Raw genomic sequence first — 22,139 nt, 5'->3', positions numbered from 1 at the left:
AAACAATTTCAATATAATTAATAGTATAGGTATCACAAAATAAAGGCCTTTAATTTAGGCGTTATTTTCCATTTAAAAGCATACTTGTAAAAATAATCAAAAATAGTACAATTTATAAGTAAAATTAAGGAAAAAAGGAGAATTTATGAGTAAAAAAAGAAGTAAAGTTCGAAAAAAAGTAAAAAGTAAACAAAAACAATTTCAAAAAATGAACGATAATTTTGATGAAGAAATTGTAATTTGTCAAAGAAAAGGATGCAATAATATTTCAGATAATATTGTTCATGTAGTATATAATTCTTTATTACCTTTTTCGTAATATTTTGCTTCAATAGTATTACTTAGTTTTACTGTTAATTTGACATAATTTGCTTTTTCTTTCATGTTTATAATTTCCTTAAATAATTATCAAAAATTAATATTTTTTTATGATTTTTTAAATAATATTGAATATGCTTATAAGCATCTTGTTCATGTTTTGTTAATTTTATATTTCCTTTATAATTTGTTATTTTATTTTTATTTTTTGGGTGGTTTTCTAGATAATCTCAGTTGAAAACATCTTGTACTAATACCATTAATGAACCAATAATTTTAGGAGTTGCTAATGGATTAGTTAATAATTGTTTTGAACTTAAAAAGAAATTTTCTACAATAACTAATATTTTTTTATCAATAAATTTTTCTTTAATTAATTGAAATTTTTCTTTATAAATATTTTTAGTTCATAAAACAGTTAATGTATTGAATGTTTCATTAAAAATAATATTATTAGTTTCATTTGAATATATAACAATTCCATTATTACCAATACCAGCAGGGTCAATTCCAATAATTAAGTCATATTGCATTATTCAAAGTCACCATTTTGAATTTTTTCTTGTAATTTCATTATTAATTTAAGTTTTCAATTACTAATATTAATTTTAATTAGATCGCTAATATCATCTTTAAGTAATTCCATAAATTCATTTTCAAGATAATTAATGAAATTTTCCTTATATTGAGTAATTACTTCTTTTTTAAAATTTTCTCTTAATTTTTCTATATTATTTAAATGTTGCTTTGTTATTTCTTTACTAAGTTTTTTATTATATTCATTAATAATTTGCTGGTCTTTATAAGAACCTGTTTGGAATCTTTTAAACATAATTAAACTAAAAAAGGGAATAATTATTTCTAACCTGACAGTTAATTAACATTTTATTTTCTTTGTCATTTTTTTGTTAAAAAGATTTTATCATTTGACAACTTATCGATTAAAAATTTATTTTTCAACTATAAAATAACATTTATGATATTAATTTAATCAAAAATAAGTTAAAAAAGATCCTAAACAGGTTCTAAGATTTCAATTTTAATCTCTCCTTTAAATATTTTATACCTCTTAATAAAAAAACATTTTAACAAAAATATTCACGTTTTAATTATATAAAAAATACTAAAATTATTAAATAATAATTAAAATTTTATTATCTAGTTACTATTTTTTATTATCTTTAAAATACTCACTACGAATAATACTAAATATTTTACAATCACTAACTTTACCATCTTTAATAAAATTACTACGAGAAATTCCTTCAAACTTCATGCCAACACTTTCCATCGTTTTCGCTGAAGCAATATTCTCTTTAACACAACTACCTTCAATTCTAATACTATTAGTATTTTCAAATCCATACTTAATAGCAGTCAACAATGCTTCTTTGGCATAACCTTTACCCCACTCTTTTGGATTAAAAGCATAACCTATTTCCAAACATTTAGTATGAGCAAAATATCTAATAAAACCACAAGTACCGATCATCGTATTGGTTTCATCATCTTTTAATTGCACTGCTCACATTAAAGAACTTAATTGTTTATATTCTTGTAATAAAGAATTAATAAAACCAATACTATCATTAATACTTTTATGAGCTTTTCACGGTACATATTTTGTCATATTTTCATTCTTCGCATAATTAAATAATGCTTGTGCATCATTTAAAGTAATGGGTCGTAGTTTTAAACGTTGACTTTCTAAAACTGGGATAGCAGGTAAACGATCAATATCATTCATAATTTTCTCCTTTAAATATTTTTAAACATATTTATTATATATTTTCATAATTTTTTCAACACTTGGCAATAGTTTATTAACCTGACTAACACTATAAGTAACTTCCATATTTCTAACAACACCATGTGAAACAAAAAAAGTATTTAAATAATATGTACCATAATAATATTTAATTGCTTTTAAACTGCCTCCAGCTGTTAAACCTGTTGCAACAAAACGGACATTTTCATCTTTTACTAAATCTTTAGCAAAATAATATTTATTATATGATAATTTATATTTTTTAATAGCAATATCTTCAATATTAATACGAATTTTAGTATCTTCATCAGTGGGTCATATTGTTTGATAGGAAATTAACTTAGTTTTAATATTGCCGCCAGCACTTAATGCTAATGCTGCCATTAATGCCCCTTCAGGAGCACCACCAATACCATAAACAAAATCTGCTTCCTTATTAATAACATCAATAGCAGCAAGCACATCACCATCACCAATTAAACGAACAATAATACCTAAATCATCCAACTTTTCAATTATTTTTTGATGTCTTGGTTTATCTAAAATAATACCAATTAAATCATTATGTTTTTTCATTTTTTGCATAGTTTTAATATTAGTAATAAAATCATCTTCATTGTTAATAGCATCTTGTAAATCGGTTCCAACAAATAATTTTTCCATATACATTTCTGGTAACTTTAAAATAGTATTAGGTGCTGCTGCTGCTAAACAAGCAATACTACCAGCAATATTATAAGCAGCAGGATAAGTACCTTCTACTGGATCAACTGCTAAATCATAAGTTAAAGTTTTTCCTTTTCCTAACTCTTGATTAACAAATAACATTGGTGCTTGATCTAACTCACCTTCACCAACGATAATACGACATTTAATAGGGGCATTATCTAACATAATTGTCATTGCTTCAACAGCAGCAAAGTCAATAGCATTCTTATTTTTACGACCAATAAATTTATAAGCAGCAATTGTTGCCATTTCTACTGCTCTAATTAAATACATATCCTTATTCATATTTTTCTCCATAATTAAGATGTTCATTGTTAATTATATGATAATTTTTAACAAAAAACTTAATTATTAAATCTCTTTCTTCGTTAATTTTACAAAATTTGTAAATTATAAATTCAAATCATAAAATAAAAAATTACAAAATAAGTAAATAATATTTTAAATTCCAGATAATTAAATTATCTGGAAAATATGCATTATTTATAAGCTTAAAACTTTTGATTATATATTATTTGTAAACGCTACCTTTTGTTCAGAAAGTACTAGACCAACTGATACTTCTTGGTTTATTAATTCAACATCTGCTATTTGTAATACATTATTAGAATTTCCTATCAAACAATCTGAATTTATCGAATTTAATGTTATATCTAAAATATTAGATATTTCTTTTACCATTTTATATACAAAATCATTTTCTTTAAGAACCTGTTTGGAATCTTTTAAACATAATTAAACTAAAAAAGGGAATAATTATTTCTAACCTGACAGTTAATTAACATTTTATTTTCTTTGTCATTTTTTTGTTAAAAAGATTTTATCATTTGACAACTTATCGATTAAAAATTTATTTTTCAACTATAAAATAACATTTATGATATTAATTTAATCAAAAATAAGTTAAAAAAGATCCTAAACAGGTTCTAAGAAATTCGCTAGTTTGTTGAGTTTCATAATCACTTATTTTTATACTTTGCTGTTTTTTATTTAAATCAAGAAATTCATTAAATTCAAAAAATAAATGTTGTAATTGTTGTAATTGATCTTTTTGTTGATAAATTTTTTCATATAATAAATCTAAATTTTTAATATAATTTTTAATATTATTGTTTTGTACTCTAACTTTTATAAACATAAATTTATAATCTTTCTTATTGGAATGGCAACACTTTTTAGGACTATTTTTTGGTAGACACTTGTTCTTGATATTTGATAGGAGTTAAGTAGTTTAAAGTGCTGTGGATTCTTATGTTGTTGTATCAATTGATATAATCAAATAATTCTAATTTTAATTGGATTAATGATGTAAAATTTTTATCATTAATAAATTCTGTTTTGAAAGTTTTAAAAGTTGCTTCAGCAACAGCATTATCATAAGGACAACCTTTTTTGCTTAAAGATCGAGTAATATTGAATGCTAATAAAAGATTATTAATAATTTTATTGTTAAATTTATTACCTCGATCACTATGAAATATTTGGATATCTTTTAAACAGCGATTTGATTGCATAAATGCTTGATATACTAATAATGCATCTTTTTTAACTCCAACACTATGTCCAATAATTTCGCGGTTAAATAGGTCTATTAATAGGCAAATATAGTTTCATTTACCATTAACTTGAACGTAAGTTAAATCACTAACAATAACTTCATTTTTAACCCTATTATTAAAGTTTCTATTAACAAGATTGGTTATTTGACTATTATTGACTTTATTATGATGATTTTTGAATGATAATTTAGTGTATTTTGATATTAAATTATGCTTATTCATAATTTCTTTAATTTTTCTGCGTGATAAATAAATTTCTTGGTTTTCTAAAATTTTTTTTAATCTTCTAGTACCATAAACTTCTTTATTTTCTTTAAAAGCACTAATAACAGATTCATCATACATATTATTTTTGATTTTATTTTCTTTTTTCTTTAAGTTAAAATAATATGTTGATTTAGATATTTTCAAAAAACGACACATTGTGCGAATTTTATATTTAACTTTATTTTTAGCAATAATTTCTACTTTCTGCCTATTATTAGTGCTGCTTGCTTTAAAATATCATTTTCCATTCTTAATTGTTTTAATTCTTTTCTTAATTTAATTAATTCATTTTCTTCAACAGAACGATTATCTTTAGTTTTAAAACTACCTGAATTAGTAAATTGCTTAATTCAATTATAAGTAGCTGCTCTTGTAACATTGTACTCTTTAGCAAGACAAGACACTGACTTACCGCTTTGATATAAAGCTACTATTTGTTTTTTAAATTCATCTGAATATGAGTTAATATTGGCCATAATTATACTTCCTTTCTTTTCACTAATTTGTTCACTTGTCTACGTAATTAGTGTCCAATAAATGTAACCCATCCAAATAAAAACATTTAAAGAATTTCTAAAATTTAAAAATGAAATAATGATTTCTAAAGGAAATTGTTATGAAAAAATAATCTATATTATAAAGGGAGATGATGATAATTGATTAGAAAAAGAAGAATCAGTAATAGATTCATTAGAATATTTGCAAAATGAAATTAAAAAATTAAATGAAAAAAATAATTCAAATATTGAAAATTTTTGACAAAAAGAAGTTATTAATAGTTTAGTATTTGATGAACTGAATTATTCATTACTACATATAGCGGTAATAAATTATTGACAAAAATTAGTAACTTATTTAGTTAACAAATGACCAATTGATATTGATTATAAAGATAACTCAGGAAATTCAGCATGAAATCACGCTTGTTTACTATTACAAAAAAAATTGCTTTGACAATTAAAAATTATGATCAGTTAACTATTGAAAATAAAATGTTTTTAAAAGATTTTTTTAGTTTATCATCAAATTGAAATCGAAATCAAGAACAGGAAATTGACAAAGTGGCACTAGAAGAGAAATATTTAAGTATTACATACCACAAACAGAAGTAGAAATCGTTAAAGATAAGATAAATTTGTTAGATTCATCATCAATAGTGACTAAAACAACTATTAAACGTGATTATGGATTAAATATGTAATATTAAGAATTTCAAAATTAAATACTAATATATCATAGCTTTAAATAATTAGTTGATTAGTAATTCATAATTAGTTTGTTATTTGAAATATTTAGGAGGACTTAATTATGAATGATAATGAATTAATTTATTTGTATTGTATTGAAAACAATGAATTTGCTTTTAATTTTTTATATAAAAAATATGAATTAAAAAATGATTTTTTTTACGAAATATTATTAAAAAGTTTTTTGCTATTCCTTTGGAAACAAATGATTTAAAATCAACTTTTTATTTTATTTTTTTAAAGGCAATTTTTAAATTTCAAGAAAGAAAAAACAAGTCATTTCAAAATTTTTTATATTATGAAGTAAAATGAGGAGTATTTACTTATGTTAAAAGTTTTTTAAATAATAATCATAAAATTATTAATTGTGCCTTAAAATATAATGATTATTTATATCAAAAAAATGATTGTGAATATACTTCATTTTTGGAAGAAGTTATTAGTATTACAAATTTTACTACTAATGAAAATGAAGTTTTAAGATTAAAGCGAAGAGGATATAATGTTCATCAAATTATGAAAAAATTAAATTTAAGTTATAAGCAAGTTGATAATGCTTGAACACGAGTAAAGTTAAAATTAAAAAATAGTTACAAAAAATATATTTAATAAAAAATTACTATGATAGAATTAAGACAACAATAAAATTTATATTTTAATTTTATTTTTTTAATTTTAAAAATTAATTTATAAGTTTTATTGTTATATTATTATTTATATAATTTAGCTGTTGCTTTGTAGTGATTTTTTAATCATTATAAAGTTTTTTTATGTTTTATTATCGATTTTTGGTGGAGGAAATAATGTATAAAATTGGTATTAATCAAAATGAAAAATCAAATTATAAGCAAAAACCTAATGTTAAGCAAGAAAAAAAACATTGGTTTAAAATTTTTTCTTTGTTATTTGTTGTTGTTTTAATTATTACTACTATGATTTTAATAATTGCAAATAATCAATGAAATAGTGCCATAAATACTAATAATTCCAACAACTGAAATCCTAATCAAGATAAAAATTGAGAAGATTATTATAAGAATAATTGTCCAACAAATAAAAAATATAATTTGATAGATTACAAGGATAAATTAAATAATATTAGTTTAATATCTACTGATAAAAAACTAAAATTTTTTTATCTTAGTGATTTATTAAAAAAGATTGATAATGTGTTACAAACAAATAAAATAGATATTCCTAATAATTTTTTTGTACATTTACCAGTAAATCCAGCTATTAATATTAAAATTAATGATGAAAATGCACTTAAAAATAATTTTTCAATAAAAATACCATCTTATAAAGAAAAAATAGAACAATTTAAAATTGAAATGAGTGTTAATCAATTTGGTAGTAATTATGGTTTGCTTCCTTGTGACTTAAATTTCAATTTTAGTGTTGAAAATGATGTTATTCCAGAAAAATTTAATATTTTTGATTTAGACAATAGAATTACAATTCCATCACAAACAATAGTAATGTCAGATGCTACAAAAGGAACTAAAAATGAAATAGAATCTCAAGTCAATAAAATTATTGAAGAGAAATTTTTAGAAGAAATTAATAAAGAAAAATCATTATCAGATAAAGTAACAAAAAGTGATTTTGTTATTAATTATGATTCAATAAAAAATTTTGATAATTATATGATAAAAAAGAAAATAACAGTTGTTATTTGTGCTAAAAATAGTAGTGAAATTATTAAAGGTCAATTAAATATTAATTTTAATGTTCAAGGTAGTTGAACAAAAAAATCATTATCTGTTATTAAAACAGTATTGGAAAATGATGAAAGTGTAATTAATCAATTAATAACTACTGAAGATAATACTAATGTTAGCAAAGTGGATATTGATAATCATATTGCTTTCCTTGTTAGTAAAAAAATAAATGAGTTTGGTAAGCAAAAATGACATCAAGACTTTAATGATCAAGATTATATTATTACTAGTAATGCGATTACTGTAAATTATCAAAAACCAAAATCTATAATAGTAACAATTGTTGGTAAAAATCAATTGCAAGATACTATCCAATTGATAATTAATCTAACGGCCAATAATACCGTAAAATCTTTATTTGCTATTAAGTCATCATTGGAAAATGATGAAAGCATAAATACTGAACAAATAGATGTTATTGATGATACTAATGTTAGCAAAGTGGATATTGATAATCATATTGCTTTCCTTGTTAGTAAAAAAATAAATGAGTTTGGTAAGCAAAAATGACATCAAGATTTTAATGATCAAGATTATATTATTACTAGTAATGCGATTACTGGAAATTATCAAAAACCAAAATCTATAATAGTAACAATTGTTGGTAAAAATCAATTACAAGATACTATCGAGTTTTCAATAAATATTCAATGTCAAAATAAAGAACCAAATGAAAAAACCTTTAAAAATAACAATTTTAATGTTAAAGATTTAAATTCTATTGATTTATATCCGAATGTTCTTCCTAGTGGTGTAATATATCCAATTACTTTTAAAGATAATTCTATTTCACTTATTTCACTATTATTTCAAGAAGATATTAATGATATGAATAATTTTTCTCCTACTAATGACATTAATTTAGAAATGAATATAGGAATTAATATTGATGGCGATAACTATCAAATTCATTTTCAAAAGACAATTAATTTTGATATCATAAAAAAGATAAATAATATTGAGCTTGTTAGTGTTTCTGAACAAAATGATAAATATCAGCACTTAAAAAACATTGGTATCATTATTAAATATGATGATGATAAAGAATATAAAATGCTTCAATGCTTGGATGTTAATATTAAAAATAATAATTTAACCTTTATTAATTTTAGTTCTATTGTTAAAATAACTTCACGACGTTAAATTAAAAACAAAGGTGATGAGTATGGATAAGCCACTAGCAACAATATTAAGACCAACTACTGTTAATGATATAATTGGTCAAAGTCATTTGATAAATGATAAAAATGGAATTATTAATCGAATATTAAATCAGAAGTTTTTAACATCATTAATATTTTATGGTAATCCAGGAACAGGCAAAACCACTATTGCTCAAGCACTAGCTAATGATTTAAAATGTGAATTTGGAGTATTTAATGCTGCCATTGATAAAAAAGAAAATTTAGAAAAATTAATTAAAATAGCACAAAATACTAAACCTTATATAATTATAATTGAAGAAATACAACGCATGAATCGTGATCGTCAAAATTTATTATTACAATATTTAGAACATGGCAATTTTATTTTAATGGCTTGTACTACTGAAAATCCTTATTTTGTAATTAATCCAGCTTTACGAAGTAGATGTCTATTATTAGAATTAAAGCCAATTAGTAATGAAGAAATGTTATTAGGCTTAAAAAAAATAATTACTAATAATTCATTTTTTAATTTTAATATTAGTGATGAAATTTTAGAAAAAATCTGTAATTTAGCAACTGGTGATTTACGAATAGCAATTAATATTTTAGAAATATTAATAAAATTATATCCTAATGAAATCATAACTATTGATATTATTAATGCTATTATGCCTAAAGCAAGTAATTGAAATGCTAAAGAGGGAAATGAACATCATGATTTAAAGTCAGCATTACAAAAATCAATTAGAGGCAGTGATGTTAATGCTGCTTTGCATTATTTAGCAAGGTTATTAGCAACTGGTGATTATGAAGCTTTATTAAGAAGAATGTTGATTATTGTTTACGAAGATATTGGACTTGCTAATCCTGCTTTAGCAATTAGGGTAAAAACTGCTATTGATACTTTTCGTCAAATTGGTATGCCCGAAGGTATAATTCCACTTGGTTTAGTAGTTATTGAAATGGCACTTAGTGAGAAATCAAATAGTGCTAATTTGGCAGTACAAAAAGCATATAGTGATGTTTTACAAGGAAAAATATATCCAATTCCTGATTATTTGAAGCATAATTGATCTAAAACATTAAAAAAATCAGTAGGTAAAGGTAAATTATATAAATTTCCACATGATTATGCTAATGATTATGTACAACAACAGTATTTACCAACAAAGTTAAAAGATACGAAATATTATCAACCAAAACTCCATAATATTTATGAAAAAAAATTAAATGAAATTTATAATAGATTTACTAAAAAATAAAATTCTGAGGTGCAAAATAGAATGTTAAAAAATAAACATTTATGGTTGGGACTTAGTTTAACATTAGCAACCACTAATATTGTTGCTAACACTAGTATTACTAATAATTTAACAAATATTAATAAATTAAAACAAGAAAATAAAAATAAAACTGAAATTAATGAAGTCGTTACTAATACTACGTATGGTAATTTAAGTAATAGTACTATTTTAAATAGTCAAGATAAAGATGGAATATATCATCTTTTTGATATTAAAAGTATTATTGATAATCCAAATTTAGAACCTTATGTAAAAGAAATTTATATTGATAATTTTAAATTAACTTATAACCCTGAAAAGATAAATAAAGATGTTATTAATGAGTTTGATAAAGAAATTGCTGCTATTAATTATAAAGAAGAACAATTAACAAGTACTAATGATTTGCAAATTTTTCAAAAACAAAACTTGAGCAAAATATCAACAACAGCTTATATTTCAAATAAAAAGTCTAAAAGTAATTTTACTTTTATTCAATTTGGTGGTGCTAATACTCATATATCATTAACCGGAACAAAAGGTATTGTTGATGTAATTAAGAACTATGATAATTTAAGTGAAACATTGGGATTATATTATATTGCTCAGTCTCATTCAAAAAATAGTAGGGGAATTTGTCTTGACTTTGTTAAACAATTTATTACTAAAAGTAGTTTAAAAAATAATGAAAGCATTGCAGAAAAAATTTCTGAAAATATTTTCAATAATATGATTGATAGTCCAAATTTAGAATCTGTTATTAATAATTTTTCAATTGAAAATAATAGTAAAAAAATAAGTATTAGATATTTAGTTGACAGTACTGGTAACATTATTAGCGTTGGATATTTACAATATGATAGCAAAAATTTGGATACTAATAATAATTTAACATTAAGTCATAGTTTTCCAAAAGATGGAGGAAAACTAATAGATTATAATTCAGAAATAACTACGCTTTTAAAATGAAGTGATTATGCTGATTCATGAAATAATTTTATATTTTTATATCCAACAATTTTTGCTAATTCGACAGACAGCATAACTTATAGTGTTATGAATAATACAACAACAATTAAAAGTAATGAACTAAACTTTAATACAAAAAAAATTCAAGACAAAGATAATCAATTACCAGTTTGACGAGTAGTAAATCAGTCACCTGCAGGTCATAAATCACAAGGATTAGTTATTTATATATTTATGTGACATGATGAAAACACTATATATCAACAACTTAGAAGTAGTTCTATATCTCGTGCTTTTGATATTGGGCCATCTTTCTCAATAAATATTAGTAGATGAACAATTAGTAACATTATTAATGAATAATTATGTATCATTTTATCAATAAAATTAAAAATTTAATTTAAAACTACTTTAACTATGAAAGGAATAAATAAAATGAAAATAAATAAAGAAGAAACATGAACAGAAGTACAATGAGCGTTGAATAATCTTCATGGTCCAATTAGAGCAGGAGCATTAAGTGCACAAAATTGAAGTAATACGACAACAGGAGTTCTACTAACAATAGCAGGACTTAAGTCTGTTACTAGGGATAGTAATATTGAAAAACGTTACCAATTAATTAAAAGTGGAGTAGCTGATATGTTATATGCTGCATTTGGTGGTTGAGTCATTTGACAAGCATATAATTTAAATGAAACTGGGGGTAGTACAACTACCGAACCAAATTTACCTACTTTTCCTACTTTACCACCAAATGATGAAAGACTTTATTCTGAAATTGCTGAACAATTAACAGAAGATGCTGTAAGTAATGAATTAACTCCAGAAATGATTTCTATTGCATTAAATAAATTATTTACTGGTACAAATGGATTAGTTAAAGTGCTTAGTGGAATATCAGGTTTTGATTTATATAAAATTCAAAAAGTAACAAAAACTATTGAATACTTAAAATCACTTACTACTTTTGCAACTGCAGGCATTAACTTTACAAATGGTAATATTGTGGGAGGAAATTTAATGTCAATTTCAGCAATGATGGATGTTAGTCACACATATTTTTCTACAATGAGTAAATCTAATACTTCAAATAGTAAAGAGGAAATTATTATTAAAATTATTAATGAAAGAAAAGAACACATTACGAAAAGTTTTTCTTTATATAAAGGTATTTTAAGTAATAAAGATTTAAAGGAAATATATGAGTATTTAGAAAAAAATAATTGAGATAAGTTTGAAATGAGACATTCAGATAAAACAATTCCTAGTTTTGTTAAACCCGGAAAAATAAAAGATTGAAGACCAACATTGACAAAGTTTAAAGAATGAATAGATAATTATACTCCCGAAAATAAAAAGGTGGAATTAGTAACGGAGATTGAAGATAGTAGTCAACGAGAAAGAATAAAGTTAAAAATTCCTGATTATGAGTTTGAACCGGCATTTGTTACAAATGCAAATAATGATATGCCAGAAGTTATCATAGAACCCAATGAAAGACAACCACTTTTAGGAAGTATTAATAGTTAATAAGTTAATAAAAATTATTTTTTATTTATTATTTTATTTTTTCTTGTACAATTATTTTAGAAATGATGAATTTTAAAGAAAGATTAAAAATTTAACTTTGTTTTTAAAATAAAAATATTTTAAAATTGACACTTATTTTAAATAATAATATAATTAAAAATGGTTAAATTTTCTAGGTGAATTTAATGAACGAAAAAATAATTTTAATTTGTACTGTATGTTTAAATCGTAATTATCATACATACAAAAATAAGATTAAATATAAAGAGCGTATGGAACTAAAAAAATATTGTGAACATTGTCAAAAACATACTTTACATAAGGAATCACGTTAGGAGAAATTTTCATGAGTGCAGAAGATAAATCAAAAGAAAAACCAAAAATTAATCCTGAAAAATTGGCTCTTTTAAAAAGTAAATTTAATATTTTACGTAAAATTAAACCTTTAAGAACAAAAAGAACTTCTGAAGGAAAACCAAGTTTTGATCCACGAACAGCCGATAAAAATAAAAAGGTTAATATTAGCGAAATTTGAGAAAAAGAACGTAAAAATCGTACGCCTGAAGAACGTTTTTATTATAAAAAAGAAGCGAGAACTTATCATAAATATTTTTTCTTATACTTATCAAGAGAAATTAGAAGAACTCGTTGAACACCAAGAAAACAATTAAATAATAAATTTATTACAACAGTATTATTTATTGCTGTCTTAGCACTATTCTTTTATGGAATTGAGCAGTTATTACTATTTGTATTACCTTTATTAAAAATAATGTAAAAAACGGAGATGCCAAAAAATGAGCGAAAGAATAAAAAAAGAAACCCCTTTAGTGAAAACTACATCATTAGAAGAAACACATAAACATCGAATTGAGCAAGCACAATGATATATTGTTAATTGTAACAAAGGTCATGAAGATAAAGTTGCTGCTGATTTGAAAAATAAAATTGAAAAAAAATTAAATTTAAAAGATAATATTTTTCAAGTTAGGGTTGTTAAAGAAACAATACCAGATAAAGATAAAAAAATAACTGAAAAAAATATTTTTCCGGGTTATATTTTTGTTCATATGATTTTAACCGAAGATACTTGATATGATATTCGTAATACAACAGGTATTAATGGATTTATTGGTTCTAGTGGTAAGGGTGTACCACCAACTCCACTTTCTACCAAAGAAGTTAATGAAATGTTATATCGTAATTCTAAAAATTCATCACAACCTAAAGTTAAAGAGATAAAAAAAATTATTCGTGATTTTGAGTTGAATGATTTTGTTCATATTACTTCTGGTGCTTTACAAGGTCGAGAAGGACAAGTTATTAAATTAGATGAAGATAAGGGTGTTGCAACAGTTTCTGTTGATATGTTTGGTCGTCAAACTGAAATTAAAGTAGAATATGATAGTTGTAAAAAAATTAAAGTTTAGTTTAAACTATTTAATTTTTATGTAAAATAAAATTAAAATATATTTGACTACTAATTATAATGATGTTATTATTTGTAAAGTACTATTTATATATATAAATAGAATTTAATTATGTTTAAACTTGTGGAAGATTTATTCGTTTGGACCACAGTGAGAATCCATTTAGGAGGAGTTGCTCATGGCAGATAAAAAAAATATTAATCGTGAAGGTATTATTCAATTACCAGCTGGTAGTGCCAAACCAGGTGCTAGTTTAGCATCATTCGGTATTGATATGCCACGTTTTTGTAGAGAATTTAACGATAAAACCAAAGATCAAAAAGATGATGTTAATCCGGTTCCAATTCCAGTTTTTATTACAGCATATAAAGATAAAACTTTCGACTTTAAAATAAAAACTGCACCAACAACATTTCTTTTAAAAAGAGCATTGAAACTTGCAAAAGGTTCATCAAATGCTAAATTAACAAAAGTAGGAACACTTACTATTGCTCAAATTACAGAAATTGCTCAAATTAAATTACCTGATTTAAATGCTTATTCTTTAGAAGATGCAATTAAAATTGTTGCAGGAACAGCCAAGAATATGGGCATTACTGTTGAAGATGGAAAGCAAGGTGTTTAATATGAATAGAAGTAAAAGATATCTTGCAGTTGCAAAATTAGTTGATAACACTAAAGTTTATCCAATTGATCGTGCTTTAGAATTAGCTAAACAAACTTCATCATTAAAATTTGATGCAACAGTTGAAGCAGCATTTCGTTTAAATGTTGATCCAAGACATGCTGATCAAATGTTACGTGGTTCTATTGTTTTACCAGCAGGAACTGGAAAAACACAACGTGTTTTAGTAATAACTACTACTAAACAAAAAGAGGCAATGGAAAGTCAAGCTGATTTTGTTGGTGGTAAGGAAATGATTGAAAAAATTCAAAAAGGTTGATTTGATTTTGATGTTATTATTGCAACACCCGAAATGATGGGTGAATTAGGAAAAATTGGTAGAGTATTAGGACCAAAAGGATTAATGCCTACAGCAAAACTAGGAACAGTAACAATGGATGTTCAAAAAGCAACAGCTGATATTCGTAAAGGTAAAGTTGAATATCGTGTTGATAAACAAGGTAATATTCATGTTATTCTTGGTAAAGCATCATTTGCACAAGAAGGGTTAAAAGATAATTATTTAGCAATTCTTAACACTTTAAGAAAAGTTAAGCCTGCAGCAGTTAAGGCCGCTTATATTAAAAATATAAGTATTACTACAGCAATGGGCCCTGGTATTAAAGTATTAATTGAAGAATAATATAATAATATAGAAAAAATCATTAGTAAAAGTACTAATGATTTTTTCTATATTTTTATTCATAATTTTTTTATTATTTAAAAAAATTTTACGCTATAATTTATTTATTGTGATAATACCAATTAATACTTTATTTTGGTAAAACAATAAAATAATTAGGTAGTAAAGGAGAAACCTTAATGAAAAATCTTATAAATCTTTTTAAGAAACAAAATTGAGGAATAAAAATTGGCTTTGCCTCACTGGTAATTAGTTTGCTTTGTTTAGCATTAGGACTAATTTTAATTGCAACAGCCAATTTTAAAGCCCCAAGTGGAGGAAGTTCACAATATGCTGGAAATGGCTTTCATGCTATTTCTATATGAGGACTTGATAGTTTTTTAAGCAAAGCTGGCTATGATCAAATGTGAACAGATGCTACTAGTGATAAACTTTTAACTTATCCTCTTGCGCAAGTAGTTGTCGGAATTGTATTTACAGTAATTTTAACTGCTATCTTTCTTGGTTTTAGTGTTTTATCTTTAATATTTGGTTATTTTAAACGTTGATTATATTCTTAGTGTTTAGTAAGTGTTAAATATGGATAAAAATGTAGAATATAAAAAAGTTACATCTTGGGATTGAAAGCAAAAACTAGGATTATTCTTATGCATTTTAACTTTGTTTTTTCTAATAATTAGTTTAATATTATTTGGAACAGCTATTTTTAATGATCATTTTAATAATTTTCTTGGTAACGGTTTTTGAAGTTTAAAACACTATGGTATTATTAATTTGTTTTATAATTGAGATCAACTAGATATAGAAGCGGCTAAAAATACTTATGTTTCTCATCCTTTTGAACAAGTTTATTTTGCAATTATTTTTTTAATTATTATTGTACCAATATGTTTTGTTCTTGGAGTTAGTTTATTAGTTAGAGGATGATGAAAGTCAAGAATTTAATATATAGTTACTTCATAAATTTATTTATAGTAAAATTTAATAATCATTATTTCATTAAAAAGGGTGTATTATGATGTTTAATTCTAAAAAAATAATTGTTTTTTTACTAATAAATATTGTGTGAGTAGTAGTTTGGATTATGATAACTATTAGTTACAATAGTTATCGTGATCCAATTTTAAATTATGTACCACATAGTAACGATTATTTAACAAATGAACCAACTAATCAATTGGTTCCTAAAGCAAAAAAACCTAAACATGTAGTTATGGTGGGTGTTGATGGTATGGCGAGTTATGCATTAAAAAGTGGTTATAGTCCAAATATGAATTATTTAATGCATCATGGTGCGTATACACTGGAAGCACGTGATGTTTTACCAACTTCTTCTGCTGCAAATTGAGCAAGTGTTATATTTGCTACAGATCCTATTAAGCATGGTGTTGTTGATCAAGATTTGTGGAATGTTCATCATACTGTTCATGCTGAAGTAAAAGCTGATCAAGTAAGTATTTTTAGTTCTATTATTGATAAGTATGGTTCTTCAAAAAAATTATTTGGTTATGCTAGCGAAGGTGAAATGATTGCTAATTTTCAACCCAAAGGCCAAGAAAATATAAAAACTTTAATTAGTAGTAATGGTAATTATTGTGCAACAGAAAATGATAAACAAACTTTTGAAAATACCAAAAACGTATTAAGTAATAAACCTTTATTTTCGTTTTTTTATTATGTTAATCCTGATTTAGCAGGTCATTCACGTGAATGAAATAGTGAAGAATATTATCAAGCAATTAGTCAGACTGATAAATATATTGGAGGTATTATTGAAAATTTAAAAGATTTAGAAATGTGAGAAGATACCTTATTAATTATTAGTTCTGATCATGGAGGTGTTTCACAATATCATGGTCATTCTTCTGATGCTGAACAAAAAATTCCTTTGCTTTTTGCAGGAAATTGTATTCCAAAACACGGAATTATTCCAGATAAAATTAAAATTTATGATATTCCAGCTACTATTGCTTGATTATTAGATATTAATTCACCACCAATAATTTGAGATGGTCAGCCAATTTTAACACCTTTTTTTGATATGACAAATATGTATGATCATAGTGAGGAGTTTAAGTAATGGATATTATCAATTTTAAACAAATTAATTTTCGAAATAATGGCATTAGACTACTTATTGTGCTTGCTACTATTTTTATTGTTTGAAATAATGTACAAAATGTTACTTTAAATATTGGTGGTAGTTTACATGCTTTTAATGCTTATTTTTGTTCACCAATGTTATTTGTTATATTGATATCATTTGGTTTTTTAAGTGCCAATAATAATTTTAGTTGAAAAGAGTATAGTAAATTAATACTAGCTATTATGATTTTATCTTTAGTTACAAGTTTTATGTATTTAGATTTTTTTGCTTTTAAAGAAGGATATGTAACAACAGGTTATATGATAGGATTATGATTTAAATTATTATTTTTTGATTATGGTAAATGAATGATATGAATTATTATTGGTGGTAGTGCATTAGTAAAAGTTGTTACTAACCATTTTTCCTTAAGTAATAAAAGTTGAAATATTGTTAAAATAATAACTTTAGTTATTACTAGTATTTTATTAATAATAGTTTTAATATTTAGTATTAAATTGCAACTTACTAGTAAGTTATATTGATATGGTAACTTTAATTGAGATTTATTTTATGTATCATTTCGTGAGGGTGGATTTTTACAACTGATACCTGGGTTATTAGCTTTTTTAGTTGGTCTTAATTTTCAGTGATGAGTAAATTGAGAAAAGATAAAAGATAATGTGGTTTATTCATTACTTAGTTTTTCTTTATTTATTGTTATTATTAGTTGTCGAATGATATTTTATTTTCCTTTAATTTATTGAGATATTATGGAAATTTTGCAAGCTTTATTTTTATTTATTCCTTTTATTATGTTAAATATTAATTATAATAAAACTTTAGCCTTTTTATTTCATGGTACTACTTTTATTTTATTTTTTCATATTGCTTTTAATAAAATAATTAGTGTTGAATTTATGACAGGTTTATTATTGCGCTTAATATTTGGATTAAATGTTGCCAGAAGAGCAGTAGAATTTGTAAATAATAATTTTTTTGTTACTATAATTTACTCATTTGTTAAGATGTCAATTTTAATTTTCTTTTGTGCTTTTTTATCAAGACAATATGTAAAACTATTTAAATTTGAAGTATTTGCTATAGAAAAAAAAGAAAGCAATTATTCATTAAATTATTATAATTAATTTTTTGCTCTTATAATAAAAATAATTATTATCTTTTAATTATTAACCATTTCCCTCATTTTATAATCAACCATCTTTATTTGAAAAATGATAAAATTTTACTAAAATTAGTGTTAAAAAGAGGGAGGATTAATTTATGAAAGCATTTGGAATGGCAACACTTTTTAGGACTATTTTTTGGTAGACATTTGTTCTTGATATTTGATAGGAGTTAAGTAGTTTAAAGTGCTGTGGATTCTTATGTTGTTGTATCAATTGATATAATCAAATAATTCTAATTTTAATTGGATTAATGATGTAAAATTTTTATCATTAATAAATTCAGTTTTGAAAGTTTTAAAAGTTGCTTCAGCAACAGCATTATCATAAGGACAACCTTTTTTGCTTAAAGATCGAGTAATATTGAATGCTAATAAAAGATTATTAATAATTTTATTGTTAAATTCATTACCTCGATCACTATGAAATATTTGGATATCTTTTAAACAACGATTTGATTGCATAAATGCTTGATATACTAGTAATGCATCTTTTTTAACTCCAACACTATGTCCAATAATTTCGCGGTTAAATAGGTCTATTAATAGGCAAATATAGTTTCATTTACCATTAACTTGAACGTAAGTTAAATCACTAACAATAACTTCATTTTTAACCCTATTATTAAAGTTTCTATTAACAAGATTGGTTATTTGACTATTATTGACTTTATTATGATGATTTTTGAATGATAATTTAGTGTATTTTGATATTAAATTATGCTTATTCATAATTTCTTTAATTTTTCTGCGTGATAAATAAATTTCTTGGTTTTCTAAAATTTTTTTTAATCTTCTAGTACCATAAACTTCTTTATTTTCTTTAAAAGCACTAATAACAGCTTCATCATACATATTATTTTTGATTTTATTTTCTTTTTTCTTTAAGTTAAAATAATATGTTGATTTAGATATTTTCAAAAAACGACACATTGTGCGAATTTTATATTTAACTTTATTTTTAGCAATAATTTCTACTTTCTGCCTATTATTAGTGCTGCTTGCTTTAAAATATCATTTTCCATTCTTAGAACCTGTTTGGAATCTTTTAAACATAATTAAACTAAAAAAGGGAATAATTATTTCTAACCTGACAGTTAATTAACATTTTATTTTCTTTGTCATTTTTTTGTTAAAAAGATTTTATCATTTGACAACTTATCGATTAAAAATTTATTTTTCAACTATAAAATAACATTTATGATATTAATTTAATCAAAAATAAGTTAAAAAAGATCCTAAACAGGTTCTTAATTGTTTTAATTCTTTTCTTAATTTAATTAATTCATTTTCTTCAACAGAACGATTATCTTTAGTTTTAAAACTACCTGAATTAGTAAATTGCTTAATTCAATTATAAGTAGCTGCTCTTGTAACATTGTACTCTTTAGCAAGACAAGACACTGACTTACCGCTTTGATATAAAGCTACTATTTGTTTTTTAAATTCATCTGAATATGAGTTAATATTGGCCATAATTATACTTCCTTTCTTTTCACTAATTTGTTCACTTGTCTACGTAATTAGTGTCCAATAAAGTGTAACCCATCCAGGAAGTAATGATAGTTTTTAAATAAAAATAAATTAAAGAGATTATTTTTAAATATTTATTTATTATTAGGTTATAATGTAATTATATTTTTTATAAAAATTTATATTTTAATTTTTTTATTCTAACATTTTTTAAAATACTAAACATGTTTTTTATTTGTGACAGCAATAGATATTTTAGTTATGAGCTTTTATAAAATATAATATTAATTAGATTAATTTTGTTAGAAAGGATAATATTATGGAAAAAGAAAATCTTGCTAAAGTTACTTTCAATAAAAGAACAGAAAGAAATTCAATAAACAAGTTGAAAAGACAAGCTATTTTTAGCACGGCAAATCCATGAAAAGCAATCTTTATTATGGTCACACCACCTTTAATTGCTGTAATTATTTTTTCTACTTATCAAATTTTTGATAAATGAATCGCTACACAATGAGGTGGACAAAGTATTATTGATCGTTATAATAATTATCAAAATTCAGGAATAATGATAACTGCTGAACAAGCATTAAAAATTATTAATATTGCTACTACTTATGTTGCTGTTCCTTCTTCAATGATGGTTTCCTTTGCTTTAATGGTTGCAACTGGAACAGGTATTAAGTTTTCAATTGCATATGGTCAAAATAAACGAGAACAAATGTCAGAATATTTAGGAAATGGGTTTCTATTATCTTTTTTAGTTTCTATTGTTCTTATGATCATTATGTATTTTAGTTGTCAGAGTATTATTGAATTTCAAGCTGGAAGTGATGCTGGAAGTAATCCAGTAATTAGGGAAATAATAATTAAAGAAGCAGTTAGATTTTCACAAATTTTAATTCTTGCTACACCATTACTTTTTTTTGCTTATTTTTTAGTTTCATTGTTACGTAGTGAAGGAATGATGTTATGAACAATTTTAATTAATGTTGCAGCTTGTTTAGTAAATATATCTTTAGATTTTATTTTTGTTATTCCTGGTAAATTAGGAATGGAAGGCACTGCATATGCAACTATTATTGCTTGAGCAAGCATTAATTTATTTTCAATAGGTATTATTTGATATAGTGCCGATAATTTAAGATTTAAAGTAGCACACTTAAAACTTAAATGAGTAATAGTAACGGCCATTTTATTAATTGGTGCAACTTCTTTATTACAAAATATTGCCCAAAGTATTTTGGCAATGGTTACTACTAAAATTTTAAATACATTGCCACCTCCAGACTATCATGGTGGAGGAAGTACTGGTATTCCGGTTTTTGTTCAATTATATGGCGGTATTATGCCTTGGTTAATTTTAATTAATGCACCTATTATTGGAATTACGCAGGGAGCAAGAGCATTAATTGGTTATGTTTATGGTTCAAAGGACTTTAGTCGTGTTTGACAATTGATGTGACGTTTAACTTTATTACTTTTATTGTTGCTAATTGGTTCAGTATTATTAGTAGTAATAGCAGGACAATATATGATGCATTTCTTTGGCGTAGATTTAGAAATGGCAAAATTCTTTAAAGTTTATATTATTATGCAGTTTGCTTTTTATCCATTAGCTACACTACATTATGTTGTTGTTATTTTCTATCAATCAATTAATCGTGGTAAATTGTCATTATTTGCTAGTTTACAACGAACAATTATAATGCCAATTGTTTGTTTAAGTTTAGGATATTATGTTGCACATGTTTCTCATAATTGTTTTTATTTTTATTTATTTCTTGGCTTTATTGATTTATTTGCTGCTTTTATATTATTACCATTATTAATTTATACATTTTTAAAATCTAAACCATTTATTCATACAACTAAAGATAAAAAAATGCAAATATCTAATTTATCAGAAAAAAAAGTACTTAATAAAAATATAATAGATTAAGTAATTTATAAAAATATATCTTAATATTATAATATATGAAGAAAATAAAAAATACTCATTTAAAACAGAGTATTTTTTTAATTATTTAAGATTAAAAAAGGTTGCTAATTTTACAAATTAAAAGGAATGAATATACAATCTATATTTGATTGAAGTCATTCCTAAAATAAAAT

26 protein-coding genes are annotated in these 22,139 nt (G+C 23.7%); 17 read left to right on the top strand and 9 right to left on the bottom strand.

Annotated elements, in window-relative coordinates:
* Positions 1-145 precede the first annotated feature (145 nt).
* Positions 146-319 (top strand): hypothetical protein, encoded by a 174-nt coding sequence (locus tag ACXUB0_RS06735; RefSeq protein ID WP_458258189.1) that lies wholly within the window; start codon positions 146-148, stop codon positions 317-319.
* 67 nt (positions 320-386) lie between these two features.
* On the opposite strand, the gene ACXUB0_RS06730 is transcribed toward ACXUB0_RS06735, so the two are convergent.
* The 7 genes from ACXUB0_RS06730 to ACXUB0_RS06700 form a co-directional block, all read right to left on the bottom strand.
* Positions 387-851, bottom strand: a complete 465-nt coding sequence (locus tag ACXUB0_RS06730; protein ID WP_458258188.1) for a hypothetical protein — start codon at positions 849-851, stop codon at positions 387-389.
* Positions 851-1,150 (bottom strand): hypothetical protein, encoded by a 300-nt coding sequence (locus tag ACXUB0_RS06725; RefSeq protein WP_458258187.1) that lies wholly within the window; start codon positions 1,148-1,150, stop codon positions 851-853. Before ACXUB0_RS06725 ends, ACXUB0_RS06730 begins: the two co-directional genes overlap by 1 nt.
* Before the next feature lie 333 nt (positions 1,151-1,483).
* Positions 1,484-2,065 (bottom strand): GNAT family N-acetyltransferase, encoded by a 582-nt coding sequence (locus ACXUB0_RS06720; RefSeq protein WP_252320831.1) that lies wholly within the window; start codon positions 2,063-2,065, stop codon positions 1,484-1,486.
* A 21-nt stretch (positions 2,066-2,086) separates the two neighbouring features.
* Entirely contained in the window at positions 2,087-3,100 is a 1,014-nt protein-coding gene (locus ACXUB0_RS06715; protein WP_458258186.1) for a fructose-bisphosphatase class II, read from the bottom strand.
* 219 nt (positions 3,101-3,319) lie between these two features.
* Positions 3,320-3,496 (bottom strand): hypothetical protein, encoded by a 177-nt coding sequence (locus ACXUB0_RS06710; protein ID WP_458258185.1) that lies wholly within the window; start codon positions 3,494-3,496, stop codon positions 3,320-3,322.
* A gap of 202 nt (positions 3,497-3,698) precedes the next feature.
* Positions 3,699-3,953, bottom strand: coding sequence for a hypothetical protein (locus ACXUB0_RS06705; RefSeq protein ID WP_458258184.1), 255 nt, complete (start codon positions 3,951-3,953; stop codon positions 3,699-3,701).
* 43 nt (positions 3,954-3,996) lie between these two features.
* Positions 3,997-5,117, bottom strand: a protein-coding gene (locus tag ACXUB0_RS06700; protein WP_458258183.1) for an IS3 family transposase whose coding sequence is annotated in 2 segments (ribosomal slippage) — positions 3,997-4,841 and positions 4,841-5,117 — 1,122 coding nt in all. Because the reading frame shifts where the segments join, the coding sequence is not laid out codon by codon here.
* A 118-nt stretch (positions 5,118-5,235) separates the two neighbouring features.
* Here ACXUB0_RS06700 and ACXUB0_RS06695 point away from each other — a divergent pair.
* The 15 genes from ACXUB0_RS06695 to ACXUB0_RS06625 all read left to right on the top strand — a co-directional run bounded on the left by ACXUB0_RS06695 (position 5,236) and on the right by ACXUB0_RS06625 (position 18,513).
* Complete coding sequence (locus tag ACXUB0_RS06695; RefSeq protein WP_458258182.1) at positions 5,236-5,619, top strand: hypothetical protein; 384 nt, start codon at positions 5,236-5,238, stop codon at positions 5,617-5,619.
* A gap of 464 nt (positions 5,620-6,083) precedes the next feature.
* On the top strand, positions 6,084-6,497 hold the full coding sequence (locus ACXUB0_RS06690) for a hypothetical protein (protein WP_338987984.1): 414 nt from the start codon (positions 6,084-6,086) through the stop codon (positions 6,495-6,497).
* A 194-nt stretch (positions 6,498-6,691) separates the two neighbouring features.
* Positions 6,692-8,752, top strand: a complete 2,061-nt coding sequence (locus tag ACXUB0_RS06685) for a hypothetical protein (protein WP_458258181.1) — start codon at positions 6,692-6,694, stop codon at positions 8,750-8,752.
* Between the two features lie 22 nt (positions 8,753-8,774).
* Entirely contained in the window at positions 8,775-10,019 is a 1,245-nt protein-coding gene (locus ACXUB0_RS06680) for a replication-associated recombination protein A (protein WP_458258180.1), read from the top strand.
* Positions 10,020-10,040: 21 nt separating this feature from the next.
* Positions 10,041-11,372, top strand: coding sequence for a hypothetical protein (locus ACXUB0_RS06675; protein ID WP_458258179.1), 1,332 nt, complete (start codon positions 10,041-10,043; stop codon positions 11,370-11,372).
* A 72-nt stretch (positions 11,373-11,444) separates the two neighbouring features.
* A complete protein-coding gene (locus ACXUB0_RS06670) occupies positions 11,445-12,542 on the top strand; it encodes a hypothetical protein (protein WP_458258178.1) in 1,098 nt (365 codons plus the stop codon).
* Between the two features lie 185 nt (positions 12,543-12,727).
* A complete protein-coding gene (gene rpmG, locus ACXUB0_RS06665) occupies positions 12,728-12,877 on the top strand; it encodes a 50S ribosomal protein L33 (RefSeq protein ID WP_174481441.1) in 150 nt (49 codons plus the stop codon).
* An 11-nt stretch (positions 12,878-12,888) separates the two neighbouring features.
* A complete protein-coding gene (gene secE / locus ACXUB0_RS06660) occupies positions 12,889-13,320 on the top strand; it encodes a preprotein translocase subunit SecE (protein ID WP_174481440.1) in 432 nt (143 codons plus the stop codon).
* 19 nt (positions 13,321-13,339) lie between these two features.
* Positions 13,340-13,972 carry a transcription termination/antitermination protein NusG gene (gene nusG, locus ACXUB0_RS06655; protein ID WP_458258177.1) on the top strand — a complete coding sequence of 211 codons (633 nt, stop codon included), beginning with the start codon at positions 13,340-13,342 and terminating at the stop codon, positions 13,970-13,972.
* A gap of 178 nt (positions 13,973-14,150) precedes the next feature.
* Positions 14,151-14,597 carry a 50S ribosomal protein L11 gene (gene rplK, locus ACXUB0_RS06650; RefSeq protein WP_174481438.1) on the top strand — a complete coding sequence of 149 codons (447 nt, stop codon included), beginning with the start codon at positions 14,151-14,153 and terminating at the stop codon, positions 14,595-14,597.
* Between the two features lies 1 nt (position 14,598).
* On the top strand, positions 14,599-15,279 hold the full coding sequence (gene rplA, locus ACXUB0_RS06645; protein ID WP_458258176.1) for a 50S ribosomal protein L1: 681 nt from the start codon (positions 14,599-14,601) through the stop codon (positions 15,277-15,279).
* Between the two features lie 179 nt (positions 15,280-15,458).
* Positions 15,459-15,839 carry a hypothetical protein gene (locus tag ACXUB0_RS06640; RefSeq protein WP_458258175.1) on the top strand — a complete coding sequence of 127 codons (381 nt, stop codon included), beginning with the start codon at positions 15,459-15,461 and terminating at the stop codon, positions 15,837-15,839.
* Positions 15,840-15,858: 19 nt separating this feature from the next.
* Entirely contained in the window at positions 15,859-16,224 is a 366-nt protein-coding gene (locus tag ACXUB0_RS06635; protein WP_252320186.1) for a hypothetical protein, read from the top strand.
* Positions 16,225-16,363: 139 nt separating this feature from the next.
* The gene (locus ACXUB0_RS06630; protein ID WP_458258174.1) at positions 16,364-17,359 is read left to right on the top strand and encodes an alkaline phosphatase family protein; all 996 of its coding nucleotides are present in this window, start codon (positions 16,364-16,366) and stop codon (positions 17,357-17,359) included.
* Positions 17,359-18,513: a hypothetical protein gene (locus ACXUB0_RS06625; protein ID WP_458258173.1), complete on the top strand. Its 1,155-nt coding sequence runs from the start codon at positions 17,359-17,361 to the stop codon at positions 18,511-18,513. The genes ACXUB0_RS06630 and ACXUB0_RS06625 overlap by 1 nt, the downstream gene beginning before the upstream one ends.
* A gap of 170 nt (positions 18,514-18,683) precedes the next feature.
* Here ACXUB0_RS06625 and ACXUB0_RS06620 read toward each other — a convergent pair whose 3' ends face one another.
* Together ACXUB0_RS06620 and ACXUB0_RS06615 are read right to left on the bottom strand one after the other, a co-directional pair.
* On the bottom strand, positions 18,684-19,607 hold the full coding sequence (locus ACXUB0_RS06620; protein WP_458258172.1) for an IS3 family transposase: 924 nt from the start codon (positions 19,605-19,607) through the stop codon (positions 18,684-18,686).
* A gap of 150 nt (positions 19,608-19,757) precedes the next feature.
* On the bottom strand, positions 19,758-20,027 hold the full coding sequence (locus ACXUB0_RS06615; protein WP_458258171.1) for a transposase: 270 nt from the start codon (positions 20,025-20,027) through the stop codon (positions 19,758-19,760).
* A 316-nt stretch (positions 20,028-20,343) separates the two neighbouring features.
* Here ACXUB0_RS06615 and ACXUB0_RS06610 point away from each other — a divergent pair, with 316 nt between their 5' ends.
* Positions 20,344-21,966 (top strand): MATE family efflux transporter, encoded by a 1,623-nt coding sequence (locus ACXUB0_RS06610; RefSeq protein ID WP_458258170.1) that lies wholly within the window; start codon positions 20,344-20,346, stop codon positions 21,964-21,966.
* The last annotated feature ends 173 nt before the right edge of the window (positions 21,967-22,139 follow it).

The organism is Spiroplasma endosymbiont of Dactylopius coccus (assembly GCF_977110965.1).
The sequence above is the reverse complement of the archived record's forward strand: the minus strand, read 5'-3'. Positions and strand labels throughout refer to the sequence as shown.